Genomic DNA, 25836 nt, shown 5'->3' with positions numbered 1-25836 from the left:
TTTATGAGTGATTTCTCTCAAAACGGAATAATTTCAACACTTCATGATTTTGGAACAAAATCAACATCAGTCATAGAAAACGAATTATTAAAATTTTCAAAAGAAAGAAAAATGGAATTAATTTTACCATGTCTTTACTCTGAGCTAGAAGGAACAGCACTACCTAATATAGTTGAAGAAATAAGTAAGACCAAGTATTTAGACCATATTATCGTAGGTCTTGATAGAGCAAATGAAAGTCAAGCAAAAAAAACCTGGAAGTTTTTTAAAAAATTAAAATCCCCTTTTTCAATACTATGGAATGATGGTCCAGGTTTAAAAAGTCTTGATAAAGAGTTAAGGAAAAAGGATCTGGCCCCCAGTGAACTTGGGAAGGGAAGAAATGTTTGGTATTGTCTTGGAATGTCTATAGCTAGAAATACTGCTCGTTCTGTTGCTCTTCATGATTGTGATATAAAAACATACGATAGAAGAATGCTAGCAAAACTATTTTATCCAGTAGTAAATCCACTTTTTAACTTTGAGTTTTGCAAGGGTTACTACCCTAGAGTAGCGAATGAAAAAATGAATGGACGTGTTGCACGACTACTTGTTTTCCCTTTATTAACAGCCCTAGAAAAAACTATTGGAAAAAGTGATTACTTGGAATTTATGAAATCATTTAAGTACCCCTTAGCAGGTGAGTTTTCATTTAGACGTAACGTTTTACCTGAATTAAGAATTTCCTCAGATTGGGGTATTGAAGTAGGAATTCTATCTGAAATGCAAAGAAGTTTTTCTCCTCAAAATATTTGTCAAGTTGATCTAGCTGAAACTTACGATCATAAACATCAAGTTTTATCCCTTGATGATGAGACCAAAGGATTGTCGAGAATGTCTATAGATATAATAAAAACATTTATAAAAAAATTAGCTACTCAAGGTAATTCATTTAGTAGAGAAAAATTTAGATCTTTAAAAGCAACCTATTACAGGTCTGCTTTAGATCTTATCGATATATATAGAAGCGATGCTGATATGAATGGTCTAAAATTTGACTCTCATACTGAAGAAAAGGCTGTTGAATTGTTTGCAATGAATATAATGAAAGCTGGTGAAGCTTTTATTCTAAATCCAATGGATACACCTTTCATACCAACTTGGAGTAGAGTAAAAAGTGCAATTCCAGATTTTCTAAATAGATTAGAAAAAGTAGTAAATGATGATAATAAAAAATATAGTTAATGTTATCTCAAATAGCTCAAAAAAAAATTAAATTTAAGCTTAAAAGTATATACAGGTATCATATATCAGAAATTGAAATTAGCAATTATTGTGAAGAAATAATAAAAATAATTAATCAATTTAATAAGAGAAAAAATAAAAAAAAAAAATTAATTTCAGAAAAAACTTCAATAGTAATTTGTTATGGAGATAGTGTTTTTTCCAGCTCACAAAAACATTTATTAAAAAATTTTCAAAGTTTTTTTCAAAAAAAATTAAATAAATTTTTTGATACCGTACACTTTTTACCTTTTTACCCTTCAAGTAGTGACAGTGGTTTTGCGGTAAAAGATCATTATAAAATTGATAGTAGACTTGGTAATTGGTCAGACATAACAAAATTTTCAAAAAAAAATGATGTGATGGCAGATATAGTAATTAATCATTCATCTGCGAGAGGTCTTTGGTTCAAAAATTTTCTCAAAGGTAAAAAGCCTGGAAAAGATTATTTTTTAAAAGTTAATTCTAATTTTAATGTATCAAAAGTAATAAGACCAAGAGATCATCAATTGCTTAAAAAAATTGATATCTTTAAACAACCAGAATATTTATGGAGAACTTTTAGTCCAGATCAATTGGATATGAATTTTAAAAATCCAGCAGTTTTATTAAGATTCATAAAAATTATGATTAATCTTGTAAATCATGGGGTAACAATCTTTAGATTGGATGCAATTGCATATCTTTGGAAAGAAAGCGGTACTAAATGTATAAATTTAAAAGAAACGCATGAAATAATAAAGCTTTTTAGATTGATTTGTAATCTACTGAATGTTGAAAGCATTATTGTTACAGAAACTAACTTACCAGAAAAAGAAAATATAAGTTATTTTGGAAATGCAGATGAAGCTAATTGGATTTATAACTTTTCCCTACCTCCCCTATTAATTTATAGTTTTTTATTTGAAAATAGCTCATATCTCAACAGTTGGAACAAAAAATTACCACAAACAAAAAAAGGAAATAGTTATCTAAATTTTATTGCTTCACATGATGGTATCGGAATGAGACCTGTTGAAGGTATTATAAATAAAAACAATAAAGATAAATTTCTTAAAAGATTAAAAAAAAATGGCTCAAAATTCTCATACAGAAAAGTTCAGAATAAATCGAAAAAAGTTTATGAGGCAAATATTACAATTTTTGATGCTTTAAAAAAATCAGACTATGATCCAAAAGGTAAGTATTTTTTAGAAAGATTTGTTTCTGCTCACTCAATTATGATTTCTTTCGAAGGAGTTCCTGCAATATATTTTAATTCATTATTTGGAACATCTAATGATGAGGCTAAGTATATCATCACTGGAAATAATAGAGATTTAAATAGATACAGGTGGAACCATAAAAATATCACCAAAAAACTTAAAAACTTAAAATCAAAACAGAGTATTTTTTATAAAAAAATTACTAACTTGTTAGAAATTAGAAGAAAACAAAAGGCCTTTCATCCCAATGGGATAAGGTCTAGTGTCAATATCGGTAAAAAAATATTTTGTTTTAAAAGACAAAGTGTTGATAAAAAACAAACTATCCTATGTATAACTAATTTATCCTCTAAAGTTCAAAGTACAAAAATAAATCAAAATTTTTTAACATGGAAAAATTTACTATCTTCTAACAATAATCATATTTCAAATAAAATAATCAAACTTGAACCATTCGAGACTGTTTGGTTATCTAATAGATAATTCTTAATCTAACAAAATTGATTGTAAATATTAATGTATTGTAATTCTATGCATTATTCTGTTGCCTTTAAATGGTGTTGCTTGATGAAGCATTGATCTATTGTCCCAAATAGCAAGCTGGTTTTTTTCCCATTCTAATGAATATTGAAATTTTTTCTTAACTTGATGATTTAATAATAATTTTTTTAGTTTTATTTGATTTTTAATTTCAGGCTTAAAATCTATTAAATGACCAGGGCTACAATAAATTGCGTAATTTTTATTTATTTTTTTTAAAATTTTATGAGTGGAAATTAATTCTTTAATTTTTCTACCCTTTTCCTTAACTCTTTCTTGTGTTGTTATTGATATTGGCCCCTCAGATGAATAAACACCCTTAGATAATCTTAATTTCTTTTTAATTTCAGCTGGTAATTGTTTATAAGCTAAATATTGAGAACAAAACTCTGTATTAGCTAAACCTTTTTTAGGAACAAGTTTTGAAAACAACATCGTAAATCTTGGTGGTTTTTTTGTGTAAATCGAGTCTGTGTGAAACTGTTCACCAAAACTAGGTCCTTTATCTGAAGATTTTCTTTGAACTACAGTAATTTGAGGATACTTTTTACTTAAACCTTTAAGTCTTGGATATTTTGCTAATTTCCCAAAATTTTTAGCAAACTTAATGTAAGAACTTGATGTTAAAATTTGTTTTCTAAAAAAAATAACACCATATTTATAAAGCGCTTGTTTTATTTTTTTCAAATCTTGATTTGAGATTTTCTTTAAATCACATTCAATTTCAGCTCCAATATCTTTTTTATTTGGAATAATTTTAATCATTTTTAATTATAAATTATCCAATACTGCTTGAGCACACTGAATAGTATTGCTTTCTCCATTTAAATCTTTTGTTCTATTCTTTTTATCAAATAAAGTTTTTTCAATTGATGTCATAATTGAATTAGCAGCTTCTTTTTCACCAAGATAATCCAACATCAAAGCACCAGACCAAATTTGTCCGATAGGATTAGCAATGCCTTTTCCTGCAATATCAGGAGCAGATCCATGAACTGGTTCAAATAATGATGGAAATTTTTTTTCAGGATTGATATTTCCAGATGGTGCAATACCAATGGTTCCGGTACAAGCTGGACCAAGATCTGACAGAATATCTCCAAATAGATTAGAAGCTACAACAACATCAAACCATTCAGGATTTAAAACAAATCTAGCAACTAAAATATCAATATGAAATTGATCAGTTTCAATATCTGAATAATCTTTTTTATTTTCATTAAATCTTTCATCCCAGTATGGCATTGTAATTGAAATACCATTTGATTTAGTTGCACTAGTAAGTTTTTTTCTTTTTCTAGATTTAGCTAATTCAAAAGCAAATTTTTGAACTCTATCAATTCCATGCTTAGACATAATGGTTTCCTGAAGTGCCATCTCTCTATCTGTGCCCTCAAACATTCTTCCACCAACTGACGAATATTCTCCCTCTGTATTTTCTCTAATAATAACCATGTCAATGTCACCAGGTTTTTTGTCTGCTAATGGTGATTTAACACCTGGAAACAATTTTACCGGTCTTAAGTTAATGTATTGATCAAATTCTCTTCTAAACTTTAATAATGAACCCCATAAAGTTATGTGATCAGGATATCTGTCAGGCATCCCAACCGCTCCAAAAAAAATAGCGTCATGTTTTTCAATTTTTTCTTTCCAGTTGTCAGGCATCATTTTTCCATGTTTTTCGAAGTAATCACAAGATGCAAAATCAAATTCATCAATTACTAATTTGAATTGATGTTGTTCTGAAATTTTTTTTAAAACTTTGTGTGCTTCTGGAACAACCTCTGTACCTATCCCATCTCCAGCAATTGATGCAATGTTGTATGTTTTCATGAGATAACTTATAACTTATCTAAATTAAATTTGAACAGTTTATAATGAAAATTTTAATTTATAATTCTGGTGGGGGATTGGGAGATTCTATTCAACTTTTTAATCTTATTTATAGTTTAAATCTAAAATTTAAAAATAGTCAAATATGGTATCTTGGAGCTCACGAAAATCATTTTCAAAATAGTCTTAAAGAATACAACATAAAAACTAAAACATATGATTTAAGTTTGAAATACTTTGGTTTTAGATGGAAGCATTGGTTTCAAGTTAAAAATAAACTTAAAAATGATTTAAATATAAATTTTGATTTAATAATAGATTTACAGTCAAAATTCAGAAATACAGTAATATTAAAAAAAATTAAATCTAAAATATTTTATTCACCAACACTAAATTTTTCATTTTCAAGTGAAAAAAAAAATTATATTAGTGCTAAGAATAATATAGATAATATTTTATTAAACCTAGAAAAACTTTTAGAAATAAATATTCCACTAATTAATTACGATATTAACAAAATTGATAAAGTATTTTTTGATGAAGCAAAAAAACTGTTACCAGATAATGATTATATTGGTTTTTCAATTACACAAGGTAACAAATATAGAAAAAAAACTTGGCCAACAGAAAAATTTATAAATGTTGCGAACAATTTAAATAATCAAATACCAGTTTTTTTTATTGAAAAAAATAATAAACAATTAATAGAAGAAATTTCTTCAAGAGTAAAAAAAGCAATATTTCCTGAAACTAATACATCTTTATCATGCCCAGCATTAATTACTGCTCTTTCCACAAGATTAAAAAAAGCTATTACAATTGATAATGGAATAATGCATATGATGGGCTTAGCTAATATACCTATGATAACTTTATTTGGTCCTACTAATTCAGAAAAATTTGCTCCTAAAAAACGAAATGTTATTATTCTTGATAGTAAAAAACTTTATAACTCTAATGATATTTCAAAAATTACTGAAACTGATGTTTTAAGAGAGATATAATAAAAATTAATATATTTTACTGCTTATATTGAAACTCTAAATTACCTCTAGAATTTACTCTTTTTTGTACATGTTTATAATAACTAACATCATTCAAAAGTTTAATTAGGTCTATTCCCTTATCTTCATATCTTCTTTTTATTGTATTTCTTGAAACCATTACAAAATTTAAATTTTCAACAAAACTTTCTGACCATTGTTTTTCTATCTTATCTTTAATCATCTTTTTTAAAAACAGCCTGAAGTCTGAACAGCTGATCATTTTTATTTTATCATTAACTAAAGTCATTATTTCAATGTATTATACTGATATTCCCTTGCTTTAACAATATCTTCGGGAAGATCTAAATCAACATCATCTAATTTTATAATATCATCTTTGTTAATATCTCTTATTAAAATAGCATTATCTGTAAGACCCAATGGTAAGATTTTATCTTTTTTAGATTTTTCAGATGTCACTAAGCGTCCTCTTGCACAAAATCCACCCTCGCCATCAAGTTTATCACCTTTTTTTAAATCTTTTTTTGCATAACTTGCAACATCTGCATTATAATTTTTTGTATATCCTGTTGCCCTATTATCTAAAGCAATTGAATAAATAGATTGAGCAAGTTCTAAGCCTATATAATGGTAAGGCCTCCAAATAGCTGAATAATTTCCAGATGTATCTGTGACCATTCCATAGTCTTTAAAACAATTTTTTACATATTCATTTTGTGCTTTAATGACAATGTAAACACCCCATCTTAAATCATTTTCTATATCTTTTTTATCAAAATCAATACTTGATATAACTTCAACCTGTCCTTCAAAGTCTAATAATCCACCATCGGACTTTGGTATCATTTTTTTTGCTATATCATAAACTCCTATTGGTGGAAATGTTAAACCATTTTCAGGACATTTTAGATTAGCTGCATTACTTACTGCACACATTTCAATAGCTGACTTATCACCACATAAAAAACTATTAAACATTTTAGGATTCATACCAGACTCAATTTCAGCACGTTCTTTTGTTAATCCATAGTAATCCCAAACTGTATCGGGTGTAGAGTATTCAAATGTTGGATGATACTTTGTGCCTTTTCCAGCACATACTACAGAAAAACCATTTAATCTTGCCCATTCAATTTGCTCTAATATTAACGACGGTTGATCGCCATAAGCCATAGAGCAGATAACATTATTATCTTTTGCAAGATCGGATAGATATTTACCACAAGTAATATCTGCCTCAACATTAACCAAAATTAAGTTTTTCTTATTTTTGATTATTTTTACAGCATGAACAGTTCCAATAATCGGGTTTCCTGTTGCTTCAATAAAAATATCAATATTTCTATCTAAAATATCATCCAAGGAATTTGTAAAATTTATTTCATCGATTGAGGACGATTTAATGCCGCTATTTATACAATTTTTCTTTGCTATATCTATATTTAAATCAACTATGCTATCAATTTTGATTTTATCTAAATGATTGTATTGAGCTAGAAACATGCTCACAAATTTTCCACAACCTATAAAAGCAATTCTTATAGGTTCTTTTCTATTTTCTAATTTTGTATGTAAAAACATTTATCTTAAATAGCTTTTAATCCCTGGTTGAGAAATTTTTTATCAAGACCACAATCTCTATATCCACGTTTTACAACATTTAAATACCGTTCTGTTGGAAATTTAAAAGGAGATTTTTTAACCATTGTATAGGTCATTACTTTTTTTCCATAATAACTAAAATAATATTTCTTATATAAAGTTGGAAAATCTTCATAAAGATCTAGTTTTTTTTCATCGCTTTTTGAAATTTCAAACAAACCACCTGGTACAATAGAATTCTTCTTTGGCTCAATATCGGCAGCTCTATATTTACTTCTAAATGTTAATCTAAAATCTTTAAGATTTATTTTTTTTAAAAAAATACTATCTTTGCATCTACGTTTCATTTGAAAATGATGTAAATTACTTCCATAAGCAAAATAAAGCATTTAACGGTCCACTACTTCAATATTTTTTTCATTAACAAAATTTAAAATCTGTAAATTGCATTCATCAATTCTGGATTGATTTTCTGAACGTAAAACGATTGACACTCCTAATTTTCCAGCATGAAAAAAAGGGTAGCTTCCAATTTCAACATCTTTATTATTATCTTGAACTTCTGTTAAAGAGTTTGCTATTTCGCTTTCAACAGTTTTTAAACTAATTGTATGGCTTAAAATAGGTTCCCCACCAACTATCTTATTTATTAATCCGCCTAACATCGATTTCATAATTGATGGAACACCAGGAAGGCAAAATACATTTTCAACACTAAATCCAGGTGCACCACTTGTTGGGTTTAAGATTAATTCAGCGTTCTCAGGCATCCATATCATCTTTTGTCTACCTTCGTTAAATTCACCTGGTTTATAGTAAGCCTCTAAAATTTTGTAACCTTCTTTATGGATTTTATATTTTAAACCAAATGCTTTTGAAACAGATTCTGCTGTTATGTCATCATGAGTTGGTCCTATACCTCCAGTTGTAAAAACATAATCATTTTCTTTTCTTAAAACATTTAAAGTATCTACAATTGTTTTTTCAATATCTGGTATTACTCTAACTTCCTGAACTTTTACCCCAATTGAATTTAACCAAGTTGCTAAGGTTGAAGTATTAGTATCTTGAGTTCTCCCAGATAAAATTTCATTACCAATAATTAAGATTGCAGCATTAACTTTTGTGTTTTTAGTCATTTTAATTGTATAATTTAGAAATGGAATTTACCAAGTCTTTAGTAAAAGGCAAACTAATCAAAAGATATAAACGCTTCTTTACCGATATAAAATTGGGTAAAGAAATTGTCACAGCACATTGTCCTAATACGGGCTCAATGAAAGGCTTATTGGAAGAAGGAAATGATGTCTACTTACTTCCAAATAATGATCCAAAAAGAAAATTAAAATATGGACTTGAAATCATAAAAACGCGAAAAAATTTAGTTGGTGTTAACACTCATATGGCCAACAAAATAGCTCAACATGCTTTAGAAAATAATCTTATCAAAGAACTTAAAGACAATAATTTGGTAAAGCCTGAAGTTTTTTTTAATAAAGAAACTAGATTTGATTTTCTACTCGAGAAAAAAAAACAAAAAATGTTTGTTGAAGTTAAAAATGTGACCTTATTTAGAGATAAAAATACAGCTGAATTTCCAGATGCTATCACTTCACGTGGTTCTAAACACTTACTTACCCTTATTGATGCCATAAAAAAAGGTTATAAAACATATCTATTATTTTTAGTACAAATTCAAAATATGGAATATTTTAAAATAGCAAAGGATATTGATACTGAGTATTATAAAAATTTTTTAATTGCAAAAAAAGCTGGTGTAAACTTTTTAGCTTATAGGTGTGATATAAGTTCTAAAAAAATTTTTATTGATAAAAAACTAAAAATTATTGATGACTGATTATAAAGAAAAATTTGAAAAGATGAGAATTGCAGGAAGACTAGCTGCAAACACGTTAGATATGTTAACTGAAAATATTAAAGAAGGTGTTTCAACAGACTTTATAGATAAACTTGGATATGAATTTATTAGGGATAATGGCGGACATTCAGCACCACTATATTACAGAGGCTTTACAAAATCTCTATGTACATCTTTAAATCACGTAGTTTGTCATGGTATTCCATCTGATAGAATTTTAAGAGATGGAGACGCAATTAATGTGGATGTGACTGCAATAGTTGATAAGCATTATGGTGATACTAGTAGAATGTTTTCTGTAGGCAAGACTTCAGTCAAATTGAAAAATCTTATTGATACAACATATGAGTCTATGATGAGAGCTATAAAAATATTAAAACCTGGAATTAGATTAGGTGATATAGGATATGAAATTCAATCTTTTGTCGAAGAAAAAGATTTTTCTGTTGTAAGAGATTTTTGTGGTCATGGAATAAGCACAACCTTTCATGAACCACCAAATATTTTACACTATGGAAGTAAAAATTCAGGTATGGATTTAAAACCGGGTATGACATTTACGATCGAGCCAATGATTAATGCCGGTAAATATGATGTAAAAATGTTGAATGATGGTTGGACAGCTGTTACAAAAGATAAATCTTTATCTGCACAATTTGAACATACGTTAGGAATTACTGAAAATGGTTATGAAATCTTTACAGAATCTGCTAAAGGTTTTTCTAAGCCCCCGTACTTATAATTAATGATTAAAAGATACTCGCGTAAAGAATTAACTGACATTTGGTCAGAAGAAAATAAATATCAAATTTGGCTTGATGTTGAAATTGCTGCAGCTGAAGCAATGGAAAAACTAGGTCAAATACCAAAAGGTGTTGCCTCAGTTGTTAGAAAAAAAACAAAAATCAATGTTAATAGAATTCATAAAATAGAGTCTAAAGTCAAACATGATGTTATTGCTTTTTTAACATCAGTTACAGCGAAAGCAGGTATTAAAGCTAGATATTTACATCAAGGAATGACTTCATCTGATGTATTGGACACAAGCTTTAATATCCAAATGGTTCAATCAGGAAAAATTATTCTTAAAGATATTGATCAAATTTTAAAAGTTTTAAAGAAACAAGCTAAAAAACATAAATTTACTCCATGCATGGGAAGAAGTCATGGCATTCATGCAGAACCTTTAACCTTTGGATTAAAATTAGCATCATTTTATGAAGAATTTAAAAGAAACCGTAAAAGATTAGTTGATGCCATAGATGAAGTTTCAACTTGTGCAATTTCAGGTGCAGTTGGGACTTTTGCAAATATCAATCCAAATGTTGAAAAACATGTTGCAAAAAAATTAGGTTTAAAAGTAGAACCCATATCAACACAAGTGATCCCTAGAGATAGACATGCTTTTTATTTTTCAATTTTAGGAATTATTGCTGGATCAATAGAAAGAGTTGCAATTGAAATAAGACATTTACAAAGAACAGAAGTGTATGAGTTGCAAGAATATTTCTCAAAAAATCAAAAGGGCTCTTCAGCAATGCCTCATAAAAAAAATCCTATTTTAAGCGAAAACTTAACGGGGCTTGCACGAATGGTCAGAAGTGCTGTAATACCTGCTTTAGAAAATATTGCTTTATGGCATGAAAGAGATATTTCTCATTCAAGTGTTGAAAGAAATATTGGACCTGATGCAAATATTACAACTGACTTTGCTTTAGTAAGATTAACAAATATTTTAGACAACATGATTGTGTATCCAAAGAAAATGATAGAAAATTTGAATATCACCAAAGGTTTAATCTTTTCACAAGAAGTTATGCTTGAATTAACAAAATCAGGTTTAAGTAGAGAGCAATCCTATAAAATGGTTCAAAGTTATTCTAAAAAATGTTTTGCTGAAAATTTAGATTTATTTGATGTTATTTCATCTGACAAATTAATTATGAGTAAAATTACACCAAAAAAATTAAAATCTATATTTAGTTACGCTAAGCACTTTAAAAATGTAAATTTGATCTTTAGAAGAATTTTTAAATAATGAAAAAAGGTAAAAAATTATACGAAGGTAAAGCTAAGATCATTTATGCTACAAATGATAAAGGTTTAGTAATTCAATATTTTAAAGACGATGCAACAGCTTTTAATAATCAAAAAAAATCTGTAATTGAAGGAAAAGGTGTTTTAAACAATAGAATATCAGAACATATTCTCTCAAATTTATCACAAATAGGAATTAAAAATCATTTGGTAAAAAGACTTAATATGCGTGAACAAGTTATTAAGTTAGTTGAAATCATCCCTATTGAATTCATTGTAAGAAATGTAGCATCTGGTTCTATAACTAAAAGGCTGGGAATAGAAGATGGTACTGTTCTAAAAGAACCATTAATTGAGTATTGCTTAAAGGATGACAAGCTAGGTGATCCGTTAATCGCTGAAGAACATATTTTAGCTTTTGAATGGGCTACTAAAAAAGAGATCGAAAAAGTAAAAAAAATGATCTTGAGAATTAATGATTTTATGATTGGAATGTTTAGAGGTGTTGGAATAAAACTTATTGATTTTAAACTAGAATTTGGAAGGCTAAAAGTTAATGGTAAAGATGAAGTTATACTAGCAGATGAAATAAGCCCTGACACTTGTAGACTTTGGGATAGCATAACAGATAAAAAATTAGATAAAGATAGATTTAGAAAAAATTTAGGTGATCTTATCCCAGCATATACAGAGGTTGCAAAAAGGCTTGGAATACTTCATGAGCAATCAAATGTATCAGCAGTAAATGTTACAAAACTATCATCTGTAAAAAGAAAACGAAAATGAAAATTTCAGTAATTATAACTCTTAAAAAAGATGTACTTGATCCTCAAGGTAAAGTTATTCATCAAACTTTAGACGGAATGGGTTTCAATGATGTCAATGAAGTAAGACAAGGAAAATATTTTGAAATTGATACTAAAGAAAGTGATCCAAACAAAGCTAAAGAAAAAGTTGAAGAAATGTGTAAAAAACTTTTAGCCAATTTAGTTATTGAAAATTATAAAATTATTGATGCACAATAACTAAATGAAATCATCCGTTATTACATTTCCTGGTTCTAATTGTGATAGAGATATGGATGTTGCTCTAAAAAAATTTGGTTTTAAAAATAAAATGGTTTGGCATGATGATGCTGAACTTCCCAAAAGTGATTTGGTCGTATTGCCTGGGGGATTTTCTTACGGTGATTATTTAAGATGCGGAAGCATGGCATCAAAGTCAAAAATAATGAAGTCAGTTATGAACTTTGCAAACTCAGGTGGAATGGTGATGGGAATTTGTAATGGATTTCAAATTTTAGTTGAAACTGGATTGGTACCTGGAGTTTTATTAAGAAACAAATATTTAGAATTTATTTGTAAAAATGTATTTGTAAAAATTAAAAATAAGAAAAATACCTATTTTCAAAACATTGATAATGATGTTTTAGAATTTCATATTGCTCATAATGAGGGAAATTATTTCTGTACGAAAGATCAGTTAACAGAAATTGAAGATAATGAACAAGTTGCAATTAATTACTGTGATAAAGATGGAAAAACAGAAGAACAATTTAATCCTAATGGGTCAATAAAAAATATTGCAGGTATTTTTAATAAAGAAAAAAATGTTTTAGGAATGATGCCTCATCCCGAGAGGATGATTGACCCTTCACTATCAGGTGAAGACGGTTCACTTTTTTTTAATAATTTGATTAATAACCTTAAATGACAGTAAACGAACAAGTAGCGATCGATCATGGTCTTAAAAAAGATGAATATGCTAAAATTTGTGAGTTACTGAAACGAACTCCAAATATTACAGAACTTGGCATTTTCTCAGCTATGTGGAATGAACATTGCTCTTATAAATCATCAAGACTTCACTTAAAAAAACTTCCTACTAAAGGAAAACAAGTCATTCAAGGACCCGGAGAAAATGCAGGAGTAATTGATATTGGTGACGATGATGCAATCGTTTTTAAAATCGAAAGCCACAACCACCCATCATTTATTGAACCTTATCAAGGAGCTGCAACCGGTGTTGGTGGAATAATGAGAGATGTATTTACAATGGGAGCAAGACCTATTGCTAATTTAAACTCTATTCATTTTGGATCTCCTCAACATAAAAAAACTAAAAACTTATTAAGAGGTGTGGTTCACGGTATTGGTGGATATGGTAATTGTATGGGTGTTCCAACAATTGCAGGTCAGACAAATTTTGATAGCTCATATAACGGTAATATCTTAGTTAATGCGATGACTTTAGGGTTGGTTAAAAAAGATAAGATTTTCTATTCAAAAGCTGCAGGATTAAACAAACCTGTAATTTATGTTGGATCTAAAACGGGTCGTGATGGAATTCATGGTGCTAGTATGGCTTCAGCTAGTTTTGATGAAAAAATTGAGGAAAAAAAACCAACAGTTCAAGTTGGAGATCCTTTTACTGAAAAACTATTACTCGAAGCTTGCTTGGAGTTAATGGCAGGTGACTCTATAATTGCCATTCAAGACATGGGTGCAGCTGGACTTACTTCATCTAGTATTGAAATGGCATCTAAAGGAAATCTTGGAATTGAAATTAATCTTAATAAAGTTCCTTGTAGAGAAGCAAAGATGACACCATACGAAATTATGCTTTCAGAAAGTCAAGAGAGAATGTTGATTGTTTTAGAAAGTGGCAAAGAAGAACAAGCCAAAAAAATATTTGATAAATGGAACTTAGATTTTGCTGTAATTGGTAAAACTACTAAATCAAAAAAAATTGAACTTTATTTTGACGATGATCAAGTGGCTGATATTCCAGTTAATACTTTAGTTGAAAATTCACCTATGTATGACCGTAAATGGAAAAAAGCAAAACTACCTAAAAAAAATAAAATTAAAAAAGAAGATCTTAAAAATTTAAAGATAATTGATGTCTTAAAAAAAGTTTTAGCAAATCCAAATGTTTGTAGCAAAGAATGGATTTGGCAACAGTATGATCATACAGTTATGGGAGATACTATTCAAAAACCAGGTGGGGACTCGGGAGTTGTTAGAGTTCATGGAACAGATAAAGCTGTTGCAGCATCAGTTGATAGCTCTGCTGTATATTGTTGGGCACATCCTTTGACAGGTGGAAAACAAGTTGTTTGTGAAAGTTTTAGAAACTTGATTTCTGTTGGTGCTAAACCAATAGCCATTACAAACTGTTTAAACTTTGGTAGCCCTGAAAATGAAGAAAACATGGGTGAGTTTGTTGAGTGTGTTCAAGGTATAGGTGAAGCAGCTGAATACTTAAAATTCCCAGTCGTTTCAGGAAATGTATCTTTTTATAATCAAACAAAAGATGAAGGTATCAAGCCTACTCCATCGATTGGTGGTGTTGGTTTGATTAAAGATTATAAAAAAATGATCACAATGGACCTTAAAGAGGTTGATAATATAGTGTTAGTTATTGGCAAAACTGAAGGTCATATTGATCAAAGCTTATTTGCAAGAAATATACTAGATGAAAAAAATGGACCCCCACCCGAGATAAATCTATTTAATGAAAAAAATAATGGAGAAACTTTATTAAAATTAATAAATAGCGACTTAGTTCAAAGTGCTCATGATGTATCAGTTGGTGGAATAATCACTGCAGTTAGCAAGATGTGTATTAAAGGAAATAAGGGTATTGATCTTAAAAAACCAAAATATTTAATTAATGAAATTGAATACTTTTTTGCTGAAGATCAAGGTCGGTATATAATTGAGATTACCAAAAAAGATCTAAAAAAAGTAACTGATATACTTAATAAAAATGCTGTCCATTTCGATGAATTAGGAACGGTAAATGAAAACGAGCTATTTATTAATGAAAAGACAAAAGTTACAATTGACGAATTAAAAACTTCTAATACAAGTTGGTTAACTAAATATATGAGTAAATAATGGCAATGGATTTAAAAGAAATTGAGAGCTTAATTAAAGAGGCACTATCTGACGCCACAGTTGAAATTCAAGATTTAGCTGGAGATGGTAATCATTACTCAGCAACTGTGACTTCATCTCAATTTTCAGGTAAAAGTAAAATTGAACAACACAAAATGGTATATAACTCACTTAAGGGTAAAATGGGTAACGAACTTCATGCCCTAGCAATTAAAACAAAGGAGCAGTAATGGACGAAAATACAAAAAACACAATTCAAAATCATATCGATACAAATGAAATATGTCTGTTCATGAAAGGAACGCCTGACGCTCCTCAGTGTGGATTTTCAATGGCAGTAACAAATATGTTAAAACTTCTTGAGGTAAATTTTCATAGCGTAAATGTTTTAGAAGACCAAAATATTAGAGAAGGTATTAAAGCTTTTAGTGACTGGCCAACTATTCCTCAGCTTTATATTCAAAAAGAATTTGTTGGTGGTTGTGATATTGTAAAAGAGATGTACGAGAGTGGAGAATTATCAAAACTACTTGAGGCTAAAGGAATAAGTTTTAAAGCTAAAAACTAATTAAAACGATCTTGATAAAGATACATTAGCTGTCTGATCAGAGTTTTCACTTAAAGATCGGTTTGCGTAAAAGTTTATATCAAATCCATTTACATTTTTTGTAATATCAAATCCAGCATTTAAATCTTCAGATCCATCAATGCTCATTGCATATTCTGTCTCTCGTTTAGATTTAAAGTTAACAGATACATTCAAAATATCAGTTTGCTCACTCTCATTACCTTGAATTCTTTTATAGCTTGAAATGATTTCTAGATTATCTTTTGTAATATATTCAAAGCCAATCACAGAGGTAATCAAATGATTAGAATTTGCGCCTTGAGTGTATGTATAAATAGTTGAAGTATCTGATACATAATTCATCTTAGCTTCTGATGAATTACTAAAATCCATTCCATATTCAATGGATCCAAATGGCTTTAATTTATTGTCATTAAATTTTACAATATCACTTAACTCTAGTCCGACGGAAGCTAATCCACTTTCAATAGTTTGCTTACCATAAGACAAAGCATCTGTTCCAGTCTCTTTGTACGCATCTAGTTCAGTGTATCCTAAATCAATACGTCCAATAGGCGTTAAATTAAAATCTCCTTTATCTAAAGTTTTACCATAATTAATTGACCCAAATATTTGTGTTCCACTTCTAGATCCAGTTAGTGTATTAGCACCACTTATCCTTTTTAAATCACTTTCTATTAAACCAACCCCAAACATTCCTTCAATAAAGTTATCGTCATCTAAAGGTCTTGTTCGATAAATTGATATATTTATATTTTCACTATCCGTTGAACTTCCACTGGATCCAATATCCGTATCACTTTTGCCATACTGAATAGCAAATCCTAATAAATCACTATCATTTAATTTTGTATCAAATCCAAATGCAAGAGCTTGAGCATCTGTCTCACTTGAAGATGAGCCTGTTCTATCTCCTATTTTAGAAGAACTTAATGACCCTTCAGACCATGAAGACCAGTTATCTGGTATTATTGATTTATCATTTTTAGCTAAAAGCTCATTTGTGAGTGATGTTAGAATAGCATTACCAAAATCTAATTTAATATTTTGTTTTGATAAATTTTGATTATCTTTATTTTGTCTTAAATAACTCAATCTACTTGAAACTGTAATAGTTGATTGAGTAATTGAATTTTTTGCTAAATGAGATTGTACATCAATTGAACCTACTACATCTTTAACAGTAGTTGGATCAACCATACTTTCAGTTGTAAAACTTAATGCTGTTGTTGAGCTTATCCCAGTGTATGATCCACTACTAACATCATCAAACGCTGTTGCATCAATTAATACATAATACTCAGTTTCTGCTTCGAAATTAGAGGTTGGATTTATAGTTATTTGAGTAGTTCCTGTGCCAGTTACATTTGAACTTGTAACATCAATTGTCTCAAAAGTACTATCATCTGAGGTTTTCTTGATAGTTATGTTTCCAGTTTTAACATCAACTATTTCACTAAAGTTAAAAACTATATTTGCATCCCTTGCAACGTCTGTTGCATTATCGGCTGGGGTTGATGAGCTTAAAGTTGGCAAAACGTTAGCTGTTGTAAAACTTAAAGCAGTTGTTGAACTGATACCTGCGTAAGAATTACTTGAAATATCATCAAAAGCTGTTGCATCAATTAAGACATAATATTCAATATTAGGATCAAAATTTGAAGATGGATTTACTGTGATTTGACTTGAACCTGAGCCACTAACTTTACTTCCAGTAACACTAAAACTTTCTACAGTTGAATCATCTGATGTTTTTTTAATTGTAATGTATCCAGTTTCAGCATCAACACTCTCACTAAAGTTTAGAACAATATTTGCATCTATAGCAACTGCTGTTGCATTATCAGCTGGCGATGATGAACTAAGAGTTGGTGCTGTGGTGTCATATGTAATTTCTAAAGATCCGTTACCAGTAGCTGTTGTGTAACCTTGTGTGTGCGTAGTAGATGAACAATAAGTTGGATCACAGTAAGATGATCCTCCACCACCACCACCGCCAGCGTCACTTCCATTTTTGTGACCTCCACCGCCGCCGCCGTAATAGCCACCGCCACCACCACCGCCGTGTCTACCAGAGTTACCGCCTTGACCACCGATGCCTAGTGTTCCATCTGAACCTGACACAGAGCCTCCAGCTCCACCAGCCGATGAAGTACCACCTCCACCACCAGCTCCGCCTCCTGTAGCATTAGGGCCTCTAGTTAAATCTGAACTTGATTGATTGGTTCCACCACTTCCACCTTTTGATCCAGCTCCACCAGTAGTACCTCCACCGTGACCGCCATCTCCGCCGGGTTGTGACTCCCTTCTTTGATTTGCACCACCTCCGCCACCACCGGCAACATAAATTCTATTAGATAATGCGGTACCACCAAATCTTATATCTGTAGCTCCGCCTCCTGCGCCAGCAGAAGTTTGACCTCCCTGAGTTCCACCATTGAAACCTCCTTGGCCGTTTCCAGCTTCATATGGATTATAGCTTGGTTTGTAATTTGCTCCAGGATTTGATGTGGTGTTACCACCTGAACCTCCGACATATATGTTTAGTGTAGTGCCAGGTGTTACACTGATATTAGTTTGAACTCTTCCACCTAATCCTCCACGACCATTTCGGTCACTTGCTCCATGGCCTCCCATAGCACCATAACCATCTACAGTAATTAATGTAACTCCACTTGGTACTGTCCATGTTTGTGCAGAGCCAGTATAACTGAAAGTTACAGTGACAGCGTTAGCAATACTTGCATTTAAAAATAATGTAAATGTTAATAGTAAAAAGTATTTTGGAAAATTTAAATTTTTCATTTTTAATATGATGTTAACAATATTAAAAAATTTAAATTTTTTAATAATCACTTATCATTTATTTAATTAATACAAAAAAAAAAATAATTAAATTTACTACCAAAAACTAATACTAAAAAATTTTATTAAATTGTTATTGGTATACTTAGTTTTTAAACCGTGAAGAAAACAATACCTTATGTGATAATTTAGCACTTTAACATAACAAGAATATTATCAAAATTTAGTATCAAAAATTAATATTAAATAAATGATATTAAATGGGCCTAAAAGACATTAAGCTCTGATCTCAATGCATATCTAAAGTGACATATTATCACTGTAAAACTACCAACAAATAGTAATAAATTATAGTAATTAAATTTTTATGAATTCAAAATTTTTACAAATTTCAAAAGATTTAATTAACAATTCACGCGACAAAGGTGAGATATCTTATATTTTTAAAACTAAAGTTCATGCAATAATAGTTTTTCAAATTTTTGGAAATAAAAAGATTACCTTTGAAGATTTATGTAAAAATTTAGTCACTGTTGCCAGTAGAACTACTATTCAATCTATTTTGATAGATGGTGTAAATAAAGATTATTTATCAAAAGAAGTAGATCAAAAGGATAAAAGAAAAAAATATTATAATTGTAATAATCTTAAAGAAGTTATAACTAAATGGTTTCAAAGAAATAAGCTTATATTTACTTCACAGTAGTATGCATAAGCTACTTAAACAGATTTATTTCATAATCTTTTTTTATTCATTATTGTTCTTAAATACTATTGGGTATTCAATTGAAGTTTCTTCATTTCAACCTGAAAAAAGATTAGAATTTAATGAATTATTTCCCCAAAAAATTTGTGACGATATTTATAGTAACAGTAATTTTGGTTTAGCAAAAAAACCAGAAAGAGAGATTATGTTAATGAATTATATTAATCTCAAAAAATTAAAACTAAATGAAACAGATGCAGAATTTACCATTTATCTCGATCAAAGAACTTATTCTTATAAAGAGCCAAAATTAGATTTAATAATTTTTAGAAGTTTATCAGACGATTTTTCTGATCAAATACAATCAATTACAGAAAGAATCACAAAAGCAGGCACAAAAAAAATAGTAGTATGTGAATATGATTTGGCTAGTTCATTAAAAAATGGAAAGTTTTTTGATTTTAAAATGTCATTTGATAATTCTTTAAAGGTACTTACAAATGAAAATCCACAACTCCAACCGAAAATCTTAATTTATTATGATGGAACTATAGAATATGTTCATTTTGATGAAGAAATATATTATGCAGTTCCAGAATTTGATTACAGAATTTACCCTTTTGACAGCCATCAATTCAGATTTTCTATATCATCAAAAATCTATGAAAATTTATATTTTGAAAATTCAAATAAATTTAAGTTGCTGTTAGATGAAACAAAGAAAAATAATTACTTAAATATATCCTCACCTGGATGGACAATTAATCGTTATATTTCTTACTCAGCAGTAGACTCTTTAACCGATGCTTACTCTGAGTATTCAAAACATTCAATAAAATCTGATTTAATAATGGAGAGAAACTGGTTACCATATTTATTAAAATTTATTATACCAATTATCGTAATATCATTACTTTCTTATGCCTGTTTATATATTTCTTTATCTCACGGTAGAGCGACTTTATTAGGAACTTTGTTAGTATCATTTGTAGCTTTTAACTTTGTATTAATTGGAAGGATACCTGAATTACCTTACGTAACACTGTTAGATTGGACAATTTTGATGGGATATTTAATCTCTGTTTTGTCCATAGTTGCACTATGTGTTGAGTCTTTTTATTTAACTTATTATTTTAAAGGATCAGTAAAAAAAAAATTGAGTAAGGTTACAGTTTTTTTTAAAATAGCATTTCCAATTTTTTATATATCGTTATTATTACTTGGATTTCAAAAATTTATTTTTTAAAAATTTAAATTTAATTAAATTTCAACTTAAGATTTAATAGAGTGAAAATCAGAGGTAATTATATTATCTAGAATAATATTCTATAACTAGATTTGGTTCCATTACGATTGGATATGGAACTTCTTCGAATTTAGGTGTTCTTACAAATTTAAATTTTTTATTTTTCTCATCCATTTGAATATATTCTGGAGCTTCTCTTTCTTTGTTAGCTAAAGCAATATCAATGATTGCAAGTTGCTTAGACTTATCTCTAATTTCAATTGAATCTTCTTCTTTAACTAAATAACTTCCAATGTTAACTTTTTTACCGTTAACTCTTACATGGTTATGATTGATTAATTGTCTTGCAGAAAAAATTGTAGTTGCAAACTTTGCTCGATAAATAACCGCATCTAATCTTCTCTCTAATAAGCCAATTAAGTTTTCACCTGTATCACCTTTAAGCATAACTGCTTTTTTATAAATATTTCTAAATTGTCTCTCGTTGATATTTCCGTAGTAAGCTTTTAATTTTTGCTTAGCTTGTAACTGAATTCCATAGTCTGATGGTTTACCTTGTCTTGACTGACCGTGTTGTCCTGGTCCGTAAGCTCTAGTATTAAATGGACTTTTAGGTCTGCCCCATAGGTTAACTTTTAATCTTCTATCTACTTTATGTTTAGAGTTTAATCTTTTAGTCATTTGATAGAGGGGTTTATAAGCTTACAGGATATTTTGTCAATCAACGTTTTTTACCCAAACTAGCGAATACACTAGCTAATATTCTTGTCTCTTTAGCTGATAATTCCATTTTATAGAAAATATTTCTTAGATTTTCCAACATTATAGGTTTCTTTTCTTTGGGTTTAAAAAAGTTAATTTCATCCAAGTTTTTAATACATAAATTAGTCATAGCGTGTATTTCTTTTTTTGATGCAGTTTTAACTTTTTTGGATTTTTTAAAATTAGATGTCTTTGATTTAATTATACTTGAAACATATTGAGCAATAATGATTAGACTATGAGATAGATTTAAAGATTTAAAATCAGGGTTGGTGGGTATTTGTAGTGTATAATTTGCATAACTAACCTCATTATTAGATAAGCCTGATGCCTCTGATCCAAAAAGAAACGCTATTTTTTTTGTAAAATCAATTTTTTTTAAGTCTTCTAATTGAATATGTTTAATATTTTTGTTTCTAAATCTTGCTGATGTTGCAATCACATAATCAATGTTTTTTAATGCTGGTTCTAGATTGTCAAAAACTTTACTTTTACTAATTATATTTTTTGCACCAACAGAAGTTGCTAAAATTTTATCATTTGGAAAAATAGGTTTTGGATCTATTACAATTAATTTTTGAAAATTAAAATTCTTCATCCCTCTCGCACAAGCTCCAATATTTTCTGATAGCTGGGGTTTATGTAAGATAAAAGTAATATTGGTTGATGACATAATATTAATGTATCAATTCTTATAAGCTTGCAGGAGCTTTATCCTTAAATAGCTTGTAATCTAAACTATCAACCAATGCCTTAAAAGAAGCATCAATTATGTTAGGTGATACCCCAATTGTAAACCAATTTACTCCTTTTGAATCTGTACTTTCAATTGAAACTCTAGTTACCGCTTCAGTACCAGTGTTTAAAATTCTAACTTTATAATCAACTAATTTTAAATCTTTTAAATATTCAGAATATTTTGCAAGTTTATTCACATTTTTTCTAATTGCATTGTCTAAAGCATTTACAGGTCCGTTACCTTGACCTTCACACAATATTTTTTCACCATCAACAACTAGGTTGGCTTTTGCATGAGAAATAATTTCACCTGCATTATCCTTTTTAACTGAAACATCGTATTCATTAATCAAGATATATCTTGGTATTTCACCCATTAATCTTCTAGCTAACAATTCAAATGAAGCATCAGCTCCATCATAACTATAGCCAATAAACTCTCTATCTTTTACTTCACTTAAAAGTTTTTTAATTTTTGGATCATTTTTTTCAACCTCAATGCCAATTGATTTTAATCTAGACATTATATTTGATTGACCAGCCTGATCAGATACAACAATATTTCTTGAATTTCCAACTTCTTCTGGATCAATGTGTTCATAAGTTTTAGGGTTTTTTTGAACTGCTGAGACATGCATACCACCTTTATGCGAAAATGCTGATGCACCAACGTATGGTAAATGTTTATTAGGTTTTCTATTTAATAATTCATCTAATAAACGAGAACATTGAGTTAAATTTTGTAAATTTTCATGTTTGATATTGATTTCAAATTTTTCACTAAAATCTTTCTTTAAGAATAAAGTTGGAATTAAAGACATTAAATTTGCATTTCCACATCTCTCCCCTAATCCATTTATTGTACCTTGAATTTGTCTCACTCCTGCTTGAACTGCAGCTAAACTATTTGCAACTGCATTTTCTGTATCATTATGTGCATGAATTCCTAAATTTTCACCTGGAATATGTTTTGCGATCTCTGAAACTATCTTTGATACTTCATGTGGAAGAGTTCCTCCATTGGTATCACATAATACAATCCATCTAGCACCTTGATCATAAGCTGCCTTTAAACAAGAAAGTGTGTATTCTGGATTAGCTTTATAACCATCAAAACAATGCTCTGCATCAAACATAAACTCTTTACCTGAGCTAACTATATGCTTAGCACTCTCACTTATATTTTCTAAATTTTGTTCATTAGTAATACCTAGTGCTACATCAACTTGAAAATCCCAAGATTTGCCAAATAAACATACTGAAGAACTTTTTGAATTGATTAGAGATGCCAACATAGGATCATTTTCTGCACTATGTTCAGACTTTTTAGTCATACCAAAAGCAGTAAGTTTGGCATTTTTAAAACCCTGGTCTTTATTGAAAAATTCAGTATCTGTCGGATTGGCTCCTGGCCACCCGCCTTCAATATAATCAACCCCTAGAGCATCTAAAGAAGTAGATATTTTTTCCTTATCATCAATTGAAAAATCAACTCCTTGAGTTTGTGCCCCATCTCTTAACGTTGTATCAAATATATATAGTCTTTCTTTACTCATTTAAATTTCCAAATTGTTTTACCATCTTTATCCTCTATTAAAACTCCTTTATCTAAAAGATAATCCCTAATATTATCAGCTTCCTTATAATCTTTATTAGCTCTTGCAGTATTTCTAAGCTGTATTTTGTTTTCTATTTCTTCTTCGGAAATATCTATTTTATCTTTTTTATGATTTAACCACACTTCTTTTGTCTCTTGAAGTAAACCTATAAAATTACATGCAGAGTTAAAAATTTGTTTATCTTTTTCATCTCCTTTATTGGCTTTATCATAAAGCTTATGTAAATTTGCAATATAACCAGGTGTATTTATATCATCATACAAAGGTTGGATAATTTCTTCGTCCAAATCGTTATCAGATGGCAAATAAACATTGTACCATTTATCAATTGTATTTTGACAATCTTCTAAAAGTTTATCATTCCAATCCAGAGGTTGTTTATAATGAGCACTTATTAACGCTAGTCTTAAAACTTGACCACTAACTTTATTTCTAAAATCTTTTATCTTTAAAATATTTCCCTGAGATTTTGCCATTTTTTCATTAGACATTGTAATAAAAGCATTATGTAACCAATAATTTGCAAAAACATCGGTATCATTTGCACATCTTGATTGTGCAATTTCATTTTCGTGATGAGGAAAAATTAAATCTATACCTCCCCCATGAATATCAAATTCATTACCTAAAAATTTCTTAGACATTGCTGAACATTCTAAATGCCAACCTGGTCTTCCCTTACCCCATGGTGAGTCCCATGCTGGTTCATTGTCTAAAGATGGTTTCCATAATACAAAATCTTCTGAATTTTTTTTGTTATCACTAACTTCAATTCTAGATCCTGCTATTAAATCCTCTAATTTTTTATTTGATAATTTTCCATAATCATCAAATTTTTTTACTTCAAAATAAACATGTTGATTATTTTCATAAGCAAAACCTTTTTTAATTAATTCAGAAATCATCTCAATCATTAAATCAATATGTTCAGTTGCTTTTGGTTGTTGTGAAGGATTTTCACAATTTAAATAATTACAATCTTCATTAAAACTTTTTATAACAGTTTGAGTTAAATCAGAGATCGATATGTTTTTTTCTTTTGATGATTTAATTATTTTATCATCAACATCAGTAATATTTCTAACATAAGTTACATTTGAAAATTTTTTTTTAAGAACTTTAAAAAGAATATCAAAAATTACAATTGGTCTTGCATTTCCTATATGAGGATCATCATAAACTGTTGGGCCACAGACATACATACCAATATTTTTTTCATCTAAAGGGACAAACTTTTCTTTTTTGTTACTTAGATTATTAGTTAAAAAAATATCATTTCCCATGATTTTAGAAATATACTTAAAAAATAGATTTGTGAATCTATTTGATTAATTCGGAATGATGCATACCGGAATTGGCTCCATTTTATGCATATTTTGTTTTCTTATAGTTTCGTATTTAGATCGATTCGGTGAATTTGGATTAGACATAGCCTCCTCCAATTCTGCATATTTTAGTCCTAGTTGTCCTTCATCTGTTCTTCCGTCATCCCACAACCCATCCGTTGGAGCAGCTTCAATTATTTCTTTTAAAATTCCAAGTTCTTTTCCTAGTTCCCAAATTTGAGTTTTATTACAATCAGCTATTGGTGAAATATCAACTCCACCATCTCCATATTTTGTATAAAAGCCAACACCAAAGTCTTCTACTTTATTCCCTGTGCCTACAACAATTCCTTTATTGGCTGCAGCCACCTGATAAAGTGTTGTCATTCTTAATCTTGCCCTCGAATTTGCCATTCCATGCTCGTTATCAAACTTAGATAAACTGTTACTAAAAGCTAAAAATAATTCATCAAGATTAACAGTGTGTCCTTCAACGTTTTTAAAATTTTTTATTAACCACTCTTGATGTTTTAAACTTAAATCATGCTGATGTGATTTTTGCTTAATTGGCATGGACAAAACAATTGTTTTTAAACCTGTCATAGCGCTTAAGGTGCTTGATACAGAAGAGTCTATTCCTCCAGAAATTCCTATAACTAAAGACTCTGCTTTAGACGGCATATTATCTGCATAATCTTTAATCCAATTAGAAATAAATTTAACTTTTTCAGAAACAATCATATTATCTAAATATTAATTATTTTTTTTTTTGCAA

Annotated in this window: 26 protein-coding genes; 14 read left to right on the top strand and 12 right to left on the bottom strand. The window is 29.3% G+C overall.

Going from position 1 to position 25836, the window contains the following annotated elements:
* Nucleotides 1-3: 3 nt before the first annotated feature.
* Both PB7211_RS04215 and PB7211_RS04210 read left to right on the top strand, forming a co-directional pair.
* A complete protein-coding gene (locus tag PB7211_RS04215) occupies nucleotides 4-1224 on the top strand; it encodes a glycosyl transferase (protein ID WP_008545400.1) in 1221 nt (406 codons plus the stop codon).
* A complete protein-coding gene (locus PB7211_RS04210; RefSeq protein ID WP_008544257.1) occupies nucleotides 1224-2951 on the top strand; it encodes a sugar phosphorylase in 1728 nt (575 codons plus the stop codon). Before PB7211_RS04215 ends, PB7211_RS04210 begins: the two co-directional genes overlap by 1 nt.
* Before the next feature lie 30 nt (nucleotides 2952-2981).
* Here the strand turns inward: PB7211_RS04210 and PB7211_RS04205 are convergent, their stop codons facing one another.
* Both PB7211_RS04205 and PB7211_RS04200 read right to left on the bottom strand, forming a co-directional pair.
* Nucleotides 2982-3773 carry a TauD/TfdA dioxygenase family protein gene (locus PB7211_RS04205; protein ID WP_008545514.1) on the bottom strand — a complete coding sequence of 264 codons (792 nt, stop codon included), beginning with the start codon at nucleotides 3771-3773 and terminating at the stop codon, nucleotides 2982-2984.
* Nucleotides 3774-3779: 6 nt separating this feature from the next.
* Nucleotides 3780-4844: a tartrate dehydrogenase gene (locus tag PB7211_RS04200; protein WP_008545955.1), complete on the bottom strand. Its 1065-nt coding sequence runs from the start codon at nucleotides 4842-4844 to the stop codon at nucleotides 3780-3782.
* Nucleotides 4845-4888: 44 nt separating this feature from the next.
* Between PB7211_RS04200 and PB7211_RS04195 the strand changes: the two genes are divergently transcribed.
* On the top strand, nucleotides 4889-5848 hold the full coding sequence (locus PB7211_RS04195; protein ID WP_008544951.1) for a glycosyltransferase family 9 protein: 960 nt from the start codon (nucleotides 4889-4891) through the stop codon (nucleotides 5846-5848).
* A 16-nt stretch (nucleotides 5849-5864) separates the two neighbouring features.
* On the opposite strand, the gene PB7211_RS04190 is transcribed toward PB7211_RS04195, so the two are convergent.
* Genes PB7211_RS04190 through PB7211_RS04175 form a run of 4 tightly spaced genes read right to left on the bottom strand, consistent with a single transcriptional unit; the run spans nucleotide 5865 to nucleotide 8592 of the window.
* Entirely contained in the window at nucleotides 5865-6137 is a 273-nt protein-coding gene (locus PB7211_RS04190) for a hypothetical protein (RefSeq protein WP_029454752.1), read from the bottom strand.
* Nucleotides 6137-7432, bottom strand: coding sequence for an SAF domain-containing protein (locus PB7211_RS04185; protein ID WP_008545450.1), 1296 nt, complete (start codon nucleotides 7430-7432; stop codon nucleotides 6137-6139). Before PB7211_RS04185 ends, PB7211_RS04190 begins: the two co-directional genes overlap by 1 nt.
* A 5-nt stretch (nucleotides 7433-7437) precedes the next feature.
* The gene (locus PB7211_RS04180; RefSeq protein WP_034398996.1) at nucleotides 7438-7842 is read right to left on the bottom strand and encodes a gamma-glutamylcyclotransferase family protein; all 405 of its coding nucleotides are present in this window, start codon (nucleotides 7840-7842) and stop codon (nucleotides 7438-7440) included.
* Nucleotides 7843-8592, bottom strand: coding sequence for a competence/damage-inducible protein A (locus PB7211_RS04175; RefSeq protein ID WP_008544186.1), 750 nt, complete (start codon nucleotides 8590-8592; stop codon nucleotides 7843-7845). It abuts the gene before it with no gap.
* Between the two features lie 20 nt (nucleotides 8593-8612).
* Here PB7211_RS04175 and sfsA point away from each other — a divergent pair, with 20 nt between their 5' ends.
* From sfsA to grxD, 9 genes are read left to right on the top strand one after another with little or no spacing between them, the layout of a single operon-like run.
* Entirely contained in the window at nucleotides 8613-9311 is a 699-nt protein-coding gene (gene sfsA / locus PB7211_RS04170; RefSeq protein ID WP_008545781.1) for a DNA/RNA nuclease SfsA, read from the top strand.
* The gene (gene map, locus PB7211_RS04165) at nucleotides 9304-10074 is read left to right on the top strand and encodes a type I methionyl aminopeptidase (protein WP_008545886.1); all 771 of its coding nucleotides are present in this window, start codon (nucleotides 9304-9306) and stop codon (nucleotides 10072-10074) included. The genes sfsA and map overlap by 8 nt, the downstream gene beginning before the upstream one ends.
* Before the next feature lie 3 nt (nucleotides 10075-10077).
* Complete coding sequence (purB, locus tag PB7211_RS04160; RefSeq protein WP_008545654.1) at nucleotides 10078-11370, top strand: adenylosuccinate lyase; 1293 nt, start codon at nucleotides 10078-10080, stop codon at nucleotides 11368-11370.
* Nucleotides 11370-12155, top strand: coding sequence for a phosphoribosylaminoimidazolesuccinocarboxamide synthase (purC, locus tag PB7211_RS04155; protein ID WP_008544878.1), 786 nt, complete (start codon nucleotides 11370-11372; stop codon nucleotides 12153-12155). The genes purB and purC overlap by 1 nt, the downstream gene beginning before the upstream one ends.
* Complete coding sequence (purS, locus tag PB7211_RS04150) at nucleotides 12152-12394, top strand: phosphoribosylformylglycinamidine synthase subunit PurS (RefSeq protein WP_008544767.1); 243 nt, start codon at nucleotides 12152-12154, stop codon at nucleotides 12392-12394. Before purC ends, purS begins: the two co-directional genes overlap by 4 nt.
* Nucleotides 12395-12398: 4 nt before the next feature.
* Nucleotides 12399-13082 (top strand): phosphoribosylformylglycinamidine synthase I, encoded by a 684-nt coding sequence (gene purQ / locus PB7211_RS04145; protein WP_008544708.1) that lies wholly within the window; start codon nucleotides 12399-12401, stop codon nucleotides 13080-13082.
* Complete coding sequence (purL, locus tag PB7211_RS04140) at nucleotides 13079-15271, top strand: phosphoribosylformylglycinamidine synthase subunit PurL (protein ID WP_008544104.1); 2193 nt, start codon at nucleotides 13079-13081, stop codon at nucleotides 15269-15271. The genes purQ and purL overlap by 4 nt, the downstream gene beginning before the upstream one ends.
* Nucleotides 15271-15501 carry a BolA/IbaG family iron-sulfur metabolism protein gene (locus tag PB7211_RS04135; protein WP_029454763.1) on the top strand — a complete coding sequence of 77 codons (231 nt, stop codon included), beginning with the start codon at nucleotides 15271-15273 and terminating at the stop codon, nucleotides 15499-15501. The genes purL and PB7211_RS04135 overlap by 1 nt, the downstream gene beginning before the upstream one ends.
* On the top strand, nucleotides 15501-15839 hold the full coding sequence (grxD, locus tag PB7211_RS04130) for a Grx4 family monothiol glutaredoxin (RefSeq protein WP_034398993.1): 339 nt from the start codon (nucleotides 15501-15503) through the stop codon (nucleotides 15837-15839). Before PB7211_RS04135 ends, grxD begins: the two co-directional genes overlap by 1 nt.
* Here grxD and PB7211_RS07840 read toward each other — a convergent pair whose 3' ends face one another.
* On the bottom strand, nucleotides 15840-18665 hold the full coding sequence (locus tag PB7211_RS07840; protein WP_008544421.1) for an autotransporter family protein: 2826 nt from the start codon (nucleotides 18663-18665) through the stop codon (nucleotides 15840-15842).
* A 367-nt stretch (nucleotides 18666-19032) separates the two neighbouring features.
* Between PB7211_RS07840 and PB7211_RS04120 the strand changes: the two genes are divergently transcribed.
* Nucleotides 19033-19371, top strand: coding sequence for a hypothetical protein (locus tag PB7211_RS04120; protein ID WP_008544629.1), 339 nt, complete (start codon nucleotides 19033-19035; stop codon nucleotides 19369-19371).
* A 52-nt stretch (nucleotides 19372-19423) separates the two neighbouring features.
* A complete protein-coding gene (locus tag PB7211_RS04115) occupies nucleotides 19424-20617 on the top strand; it encodes a hypothetical protein (protein WP_232208832.1) in 1194 nt (397 codons plus the stop codon).
* Nucleotides 20618-20680: 63 nt separating this feature from the next.
* Here PB7211_RS04115 and rpsD read toward each other — a convergent pair whose 3' ends face one another.
* From rpsD to nadE, 5 genes are read right to left on the bottom strand one after another with little or no spacing between them, the layout of a single operon-like run.
* Entirely contained in the window at nucleotides 20681-21298 is a 618-nt protein-coding gene (gene rpsD, locus PB7211_RS04110; protein ID WP_008545739.1) for a 30S ribosomal protein S4, read from the bottom strand.
* 40 nt (nucleotides 21299-21338) lie between these two features.
* Complete coding sequence (locus tag PB7211_RS04105; protein WP_008545244.1) at nucleotides 21339-22052, bottom strand: RNA methyltransferase; 714 nt, start codon at nucleotides 22050-22052, stop codon at nucleotides 21339-21341.
* Between the two features lie 19 nt (nucleotides 22053-22071).
* Nucleotides 22072-23673, bottom strand: coding sequence for a citramalate synthase (gene cimA / locus PB7211_RS04100; RefSeq protein ID WP_008544359.1), 1602 nt, complete (start codon nucleotides 23671-23673; stop codon nucleotides 22072-22074).
* Nucleotides 23670-25019, bottom strand: a complete 1350-nt coding sequence (gene cysS, locus PB7211_RS04095; RefSeq protein ID WP_008545985.1) for a cysteine--tRNA ligase — start codon at nucleotides 25017-25019, stop codon at nucleotides 23670-23672. Before cysS ends, cimA begins: the two co-directional genes overlap by 4 nt.
* A gap of 45 nt (nucleotides 25020-25064) precedes the next feature.
* Nucleotides 25065-25802, bottom strand: coding sequence for an NAD(+) synthase (gene nadE / locus PB7211_RS04090; RefSeq protein ID WP_008544120.1), 738 nt, complete (start codon nucleotides 25800-25802; stop codon nucleotides 25065-25067).
* Between the last annotated feature and the right edge of the window lie 34 nt (nucleotides 25803-25836).

Origin of the sequence: Candidatus Pelagibacter sp. HTCC7211 (assembly GCF_000155895.1) — a bacterium.
GTDB lineage: Bacteria > Pseudomonadota > Alphaproteobacteria > Pelagibacterales > Pelagibacteraceae > Pelagibacter.
This window is presented reverse-complemented; position numbering and strand designations above follow the sequence as displayed.

Bases quoted from the DNA above. Each gene is read 5' to 3' on its own strand.
- PB7211_RS04195 (WP_008544951.1), top strand. From the start codon at position 4,889: ATGAAAATTTTAATTTATAATTCTGGTGGGGGATTGGGAGATTCTATT.
- PB7211_RS04190 (WP_029454752.1), bottom strand. From the start codon at position 6,137: ATGACTTTAGTTAATGATAAAATAAAAATGATCAGCTGTTCAGACTTC.
- PB7211_RS04180 (WP_034398996.1), bottom strand. From the start codon at position 7,842: ATGCTTTATTTTGCTTATGGAAGTAATTTACATCATTTTCAAATGAAA.
- grxD (WP_034398993.1), top strand. From the start codon at position 15,501: ATGGACGAAAATACAAAAAACACAATTCAAAATCATATCGATACAAAT.
- PB7211_RS04210 (WP_008544257.1), top strand. From the start codon at position 1,224: ATGTTATCTCAAATAGCTCAAAAAAAAATTAAATTTAAGCTTAAAAGT.
- cimA (WP_008544359.1), bottom strand. From the start codon at position 23,673: ATGAGTAAAGAAAGACTATATATATTTGATACAACGTTAAGAGATGGG.
- purC (WP_008544878.1), top strand. From the start codon at position 11,370: ATGAAAAAAGGTAAAAAATTATACGAAGGTAAAGCTAAGATCATTTAT.
- PB7211_RS04200 (WP_008545955.1), bottom strand. From the start codon at position 4,844: ATGAAAACATACAACATTGCATCAATTGCTGGAGATGGGATAGGTACA.
- PB7211_RS04205 (WP_008545514.1), bottom strand. From the start codon at position 3,773: ATGATTAAAATTATTCCAAATAAAAAAGATATTGGAGCTGAAATTGAA.
- purL (WP_008544104.1), top strand. From the start codon at position 13,079: ATGACAGTAAACGAACAAGTAGCGATCGATCATGGTCTTAAAAAAGAT.
- PB7211_RS04120 (WP_008544629.1), top strand. From the start codon at position 19,033: ATGAATTCAAAATTTTTACAAATTTCAAAAGATTTAATTAACAATTCA.
- sfsA (WP_008545781.1), top strand. From the start codon at position 8,613: ATGGAATTTACCAAGTCTTTAGTAAAAGGCAAACTAATCAAAAGATAT.
- map (WP_008545886.1), top strand. From the start codon at position 9,304: ATGACTGATTATAAAGAAAAATTTGAAAAGATGAGAATTGCAGGAAGA.
- rpsD (WP_008545739.1), bottom strand. From the start codon at position 21,298: ATGACTAAAAGATTAAACTCTAAACATAAAGTAGATAGAAGATTAAAA.
- PB7211_RS04105 (WP_008545244.1), bottom strand. From the start codon at position 22,052: ATGTCATCAACCAATATTACTTTTATCTTACATAAACCCCAGCTATCA.
- PB7211_RS04135 (WP_029454763.1), top strand. From the start codon at position 15,271: ATGGCAATGGATTTAAAAGAAATTGAGAGCTTAATTAAAGAGGCACTA.
- purQ (WP_008544708.1), top strand. From the start codon at position 12,399: ATGAAATCATCCGTTATTACATTTCCTGGTTCTAATTGTGATAGAGAT.
- purS (WP_008544767.1), top strand. From the start codon at position 12,152: ATGAAAATTTCAGTAATTATAACTCTTAAAAAAGATGTACTTGATCCT.
- PB7211_RS07840 (WP_008544421.1), bottom strand. From the start codon at position 18,665: ATGAAAAATTTAAATTTTCCAAAATACTTTTTACTATTAACATTTACA.
- PB7211_RS04215 (WP_008545400.1), top strand. From the start codon at position 4: ATGAGTGATTTCTCTCAAAACGGAATAATTTCAACACTTCATGATTTT.
- nadE (WP_008544120.1), bottom strand. From the start codon at position 25,802: ATGATTGTTTCTGAAAAAGTTAAATTTATTTCTAATTGGATTAAAGAT.
- PB7211_RS04185 (WP_008545450.1), bottom strand. From the start codon at position 7,432: ATGTTTTTACATACAAAATTAGAAAATAGAAAAGAACCTATAAGAATT.
- purB (WP_008545654.1), top strand. From the start codon at position 10,078: ATGATTAAAAGATACTCGCGTAAAGAATTAACTGACATTTGGTCAGAA.
- PB7211_RS04175 (WP_008544186.1), bottom strand. From the start codon at position 8,592: ATGACTAAAAACACAAAAGTTAATGCTGCAATCTTAATTATTGGTAAT.
- cysS (WP_008545985.1), bottom strand. From the start codon at position 25,019: ATGGGAAATGATATTTTTTTAACTAATAATCTAAGTAACAAAAAAGAA.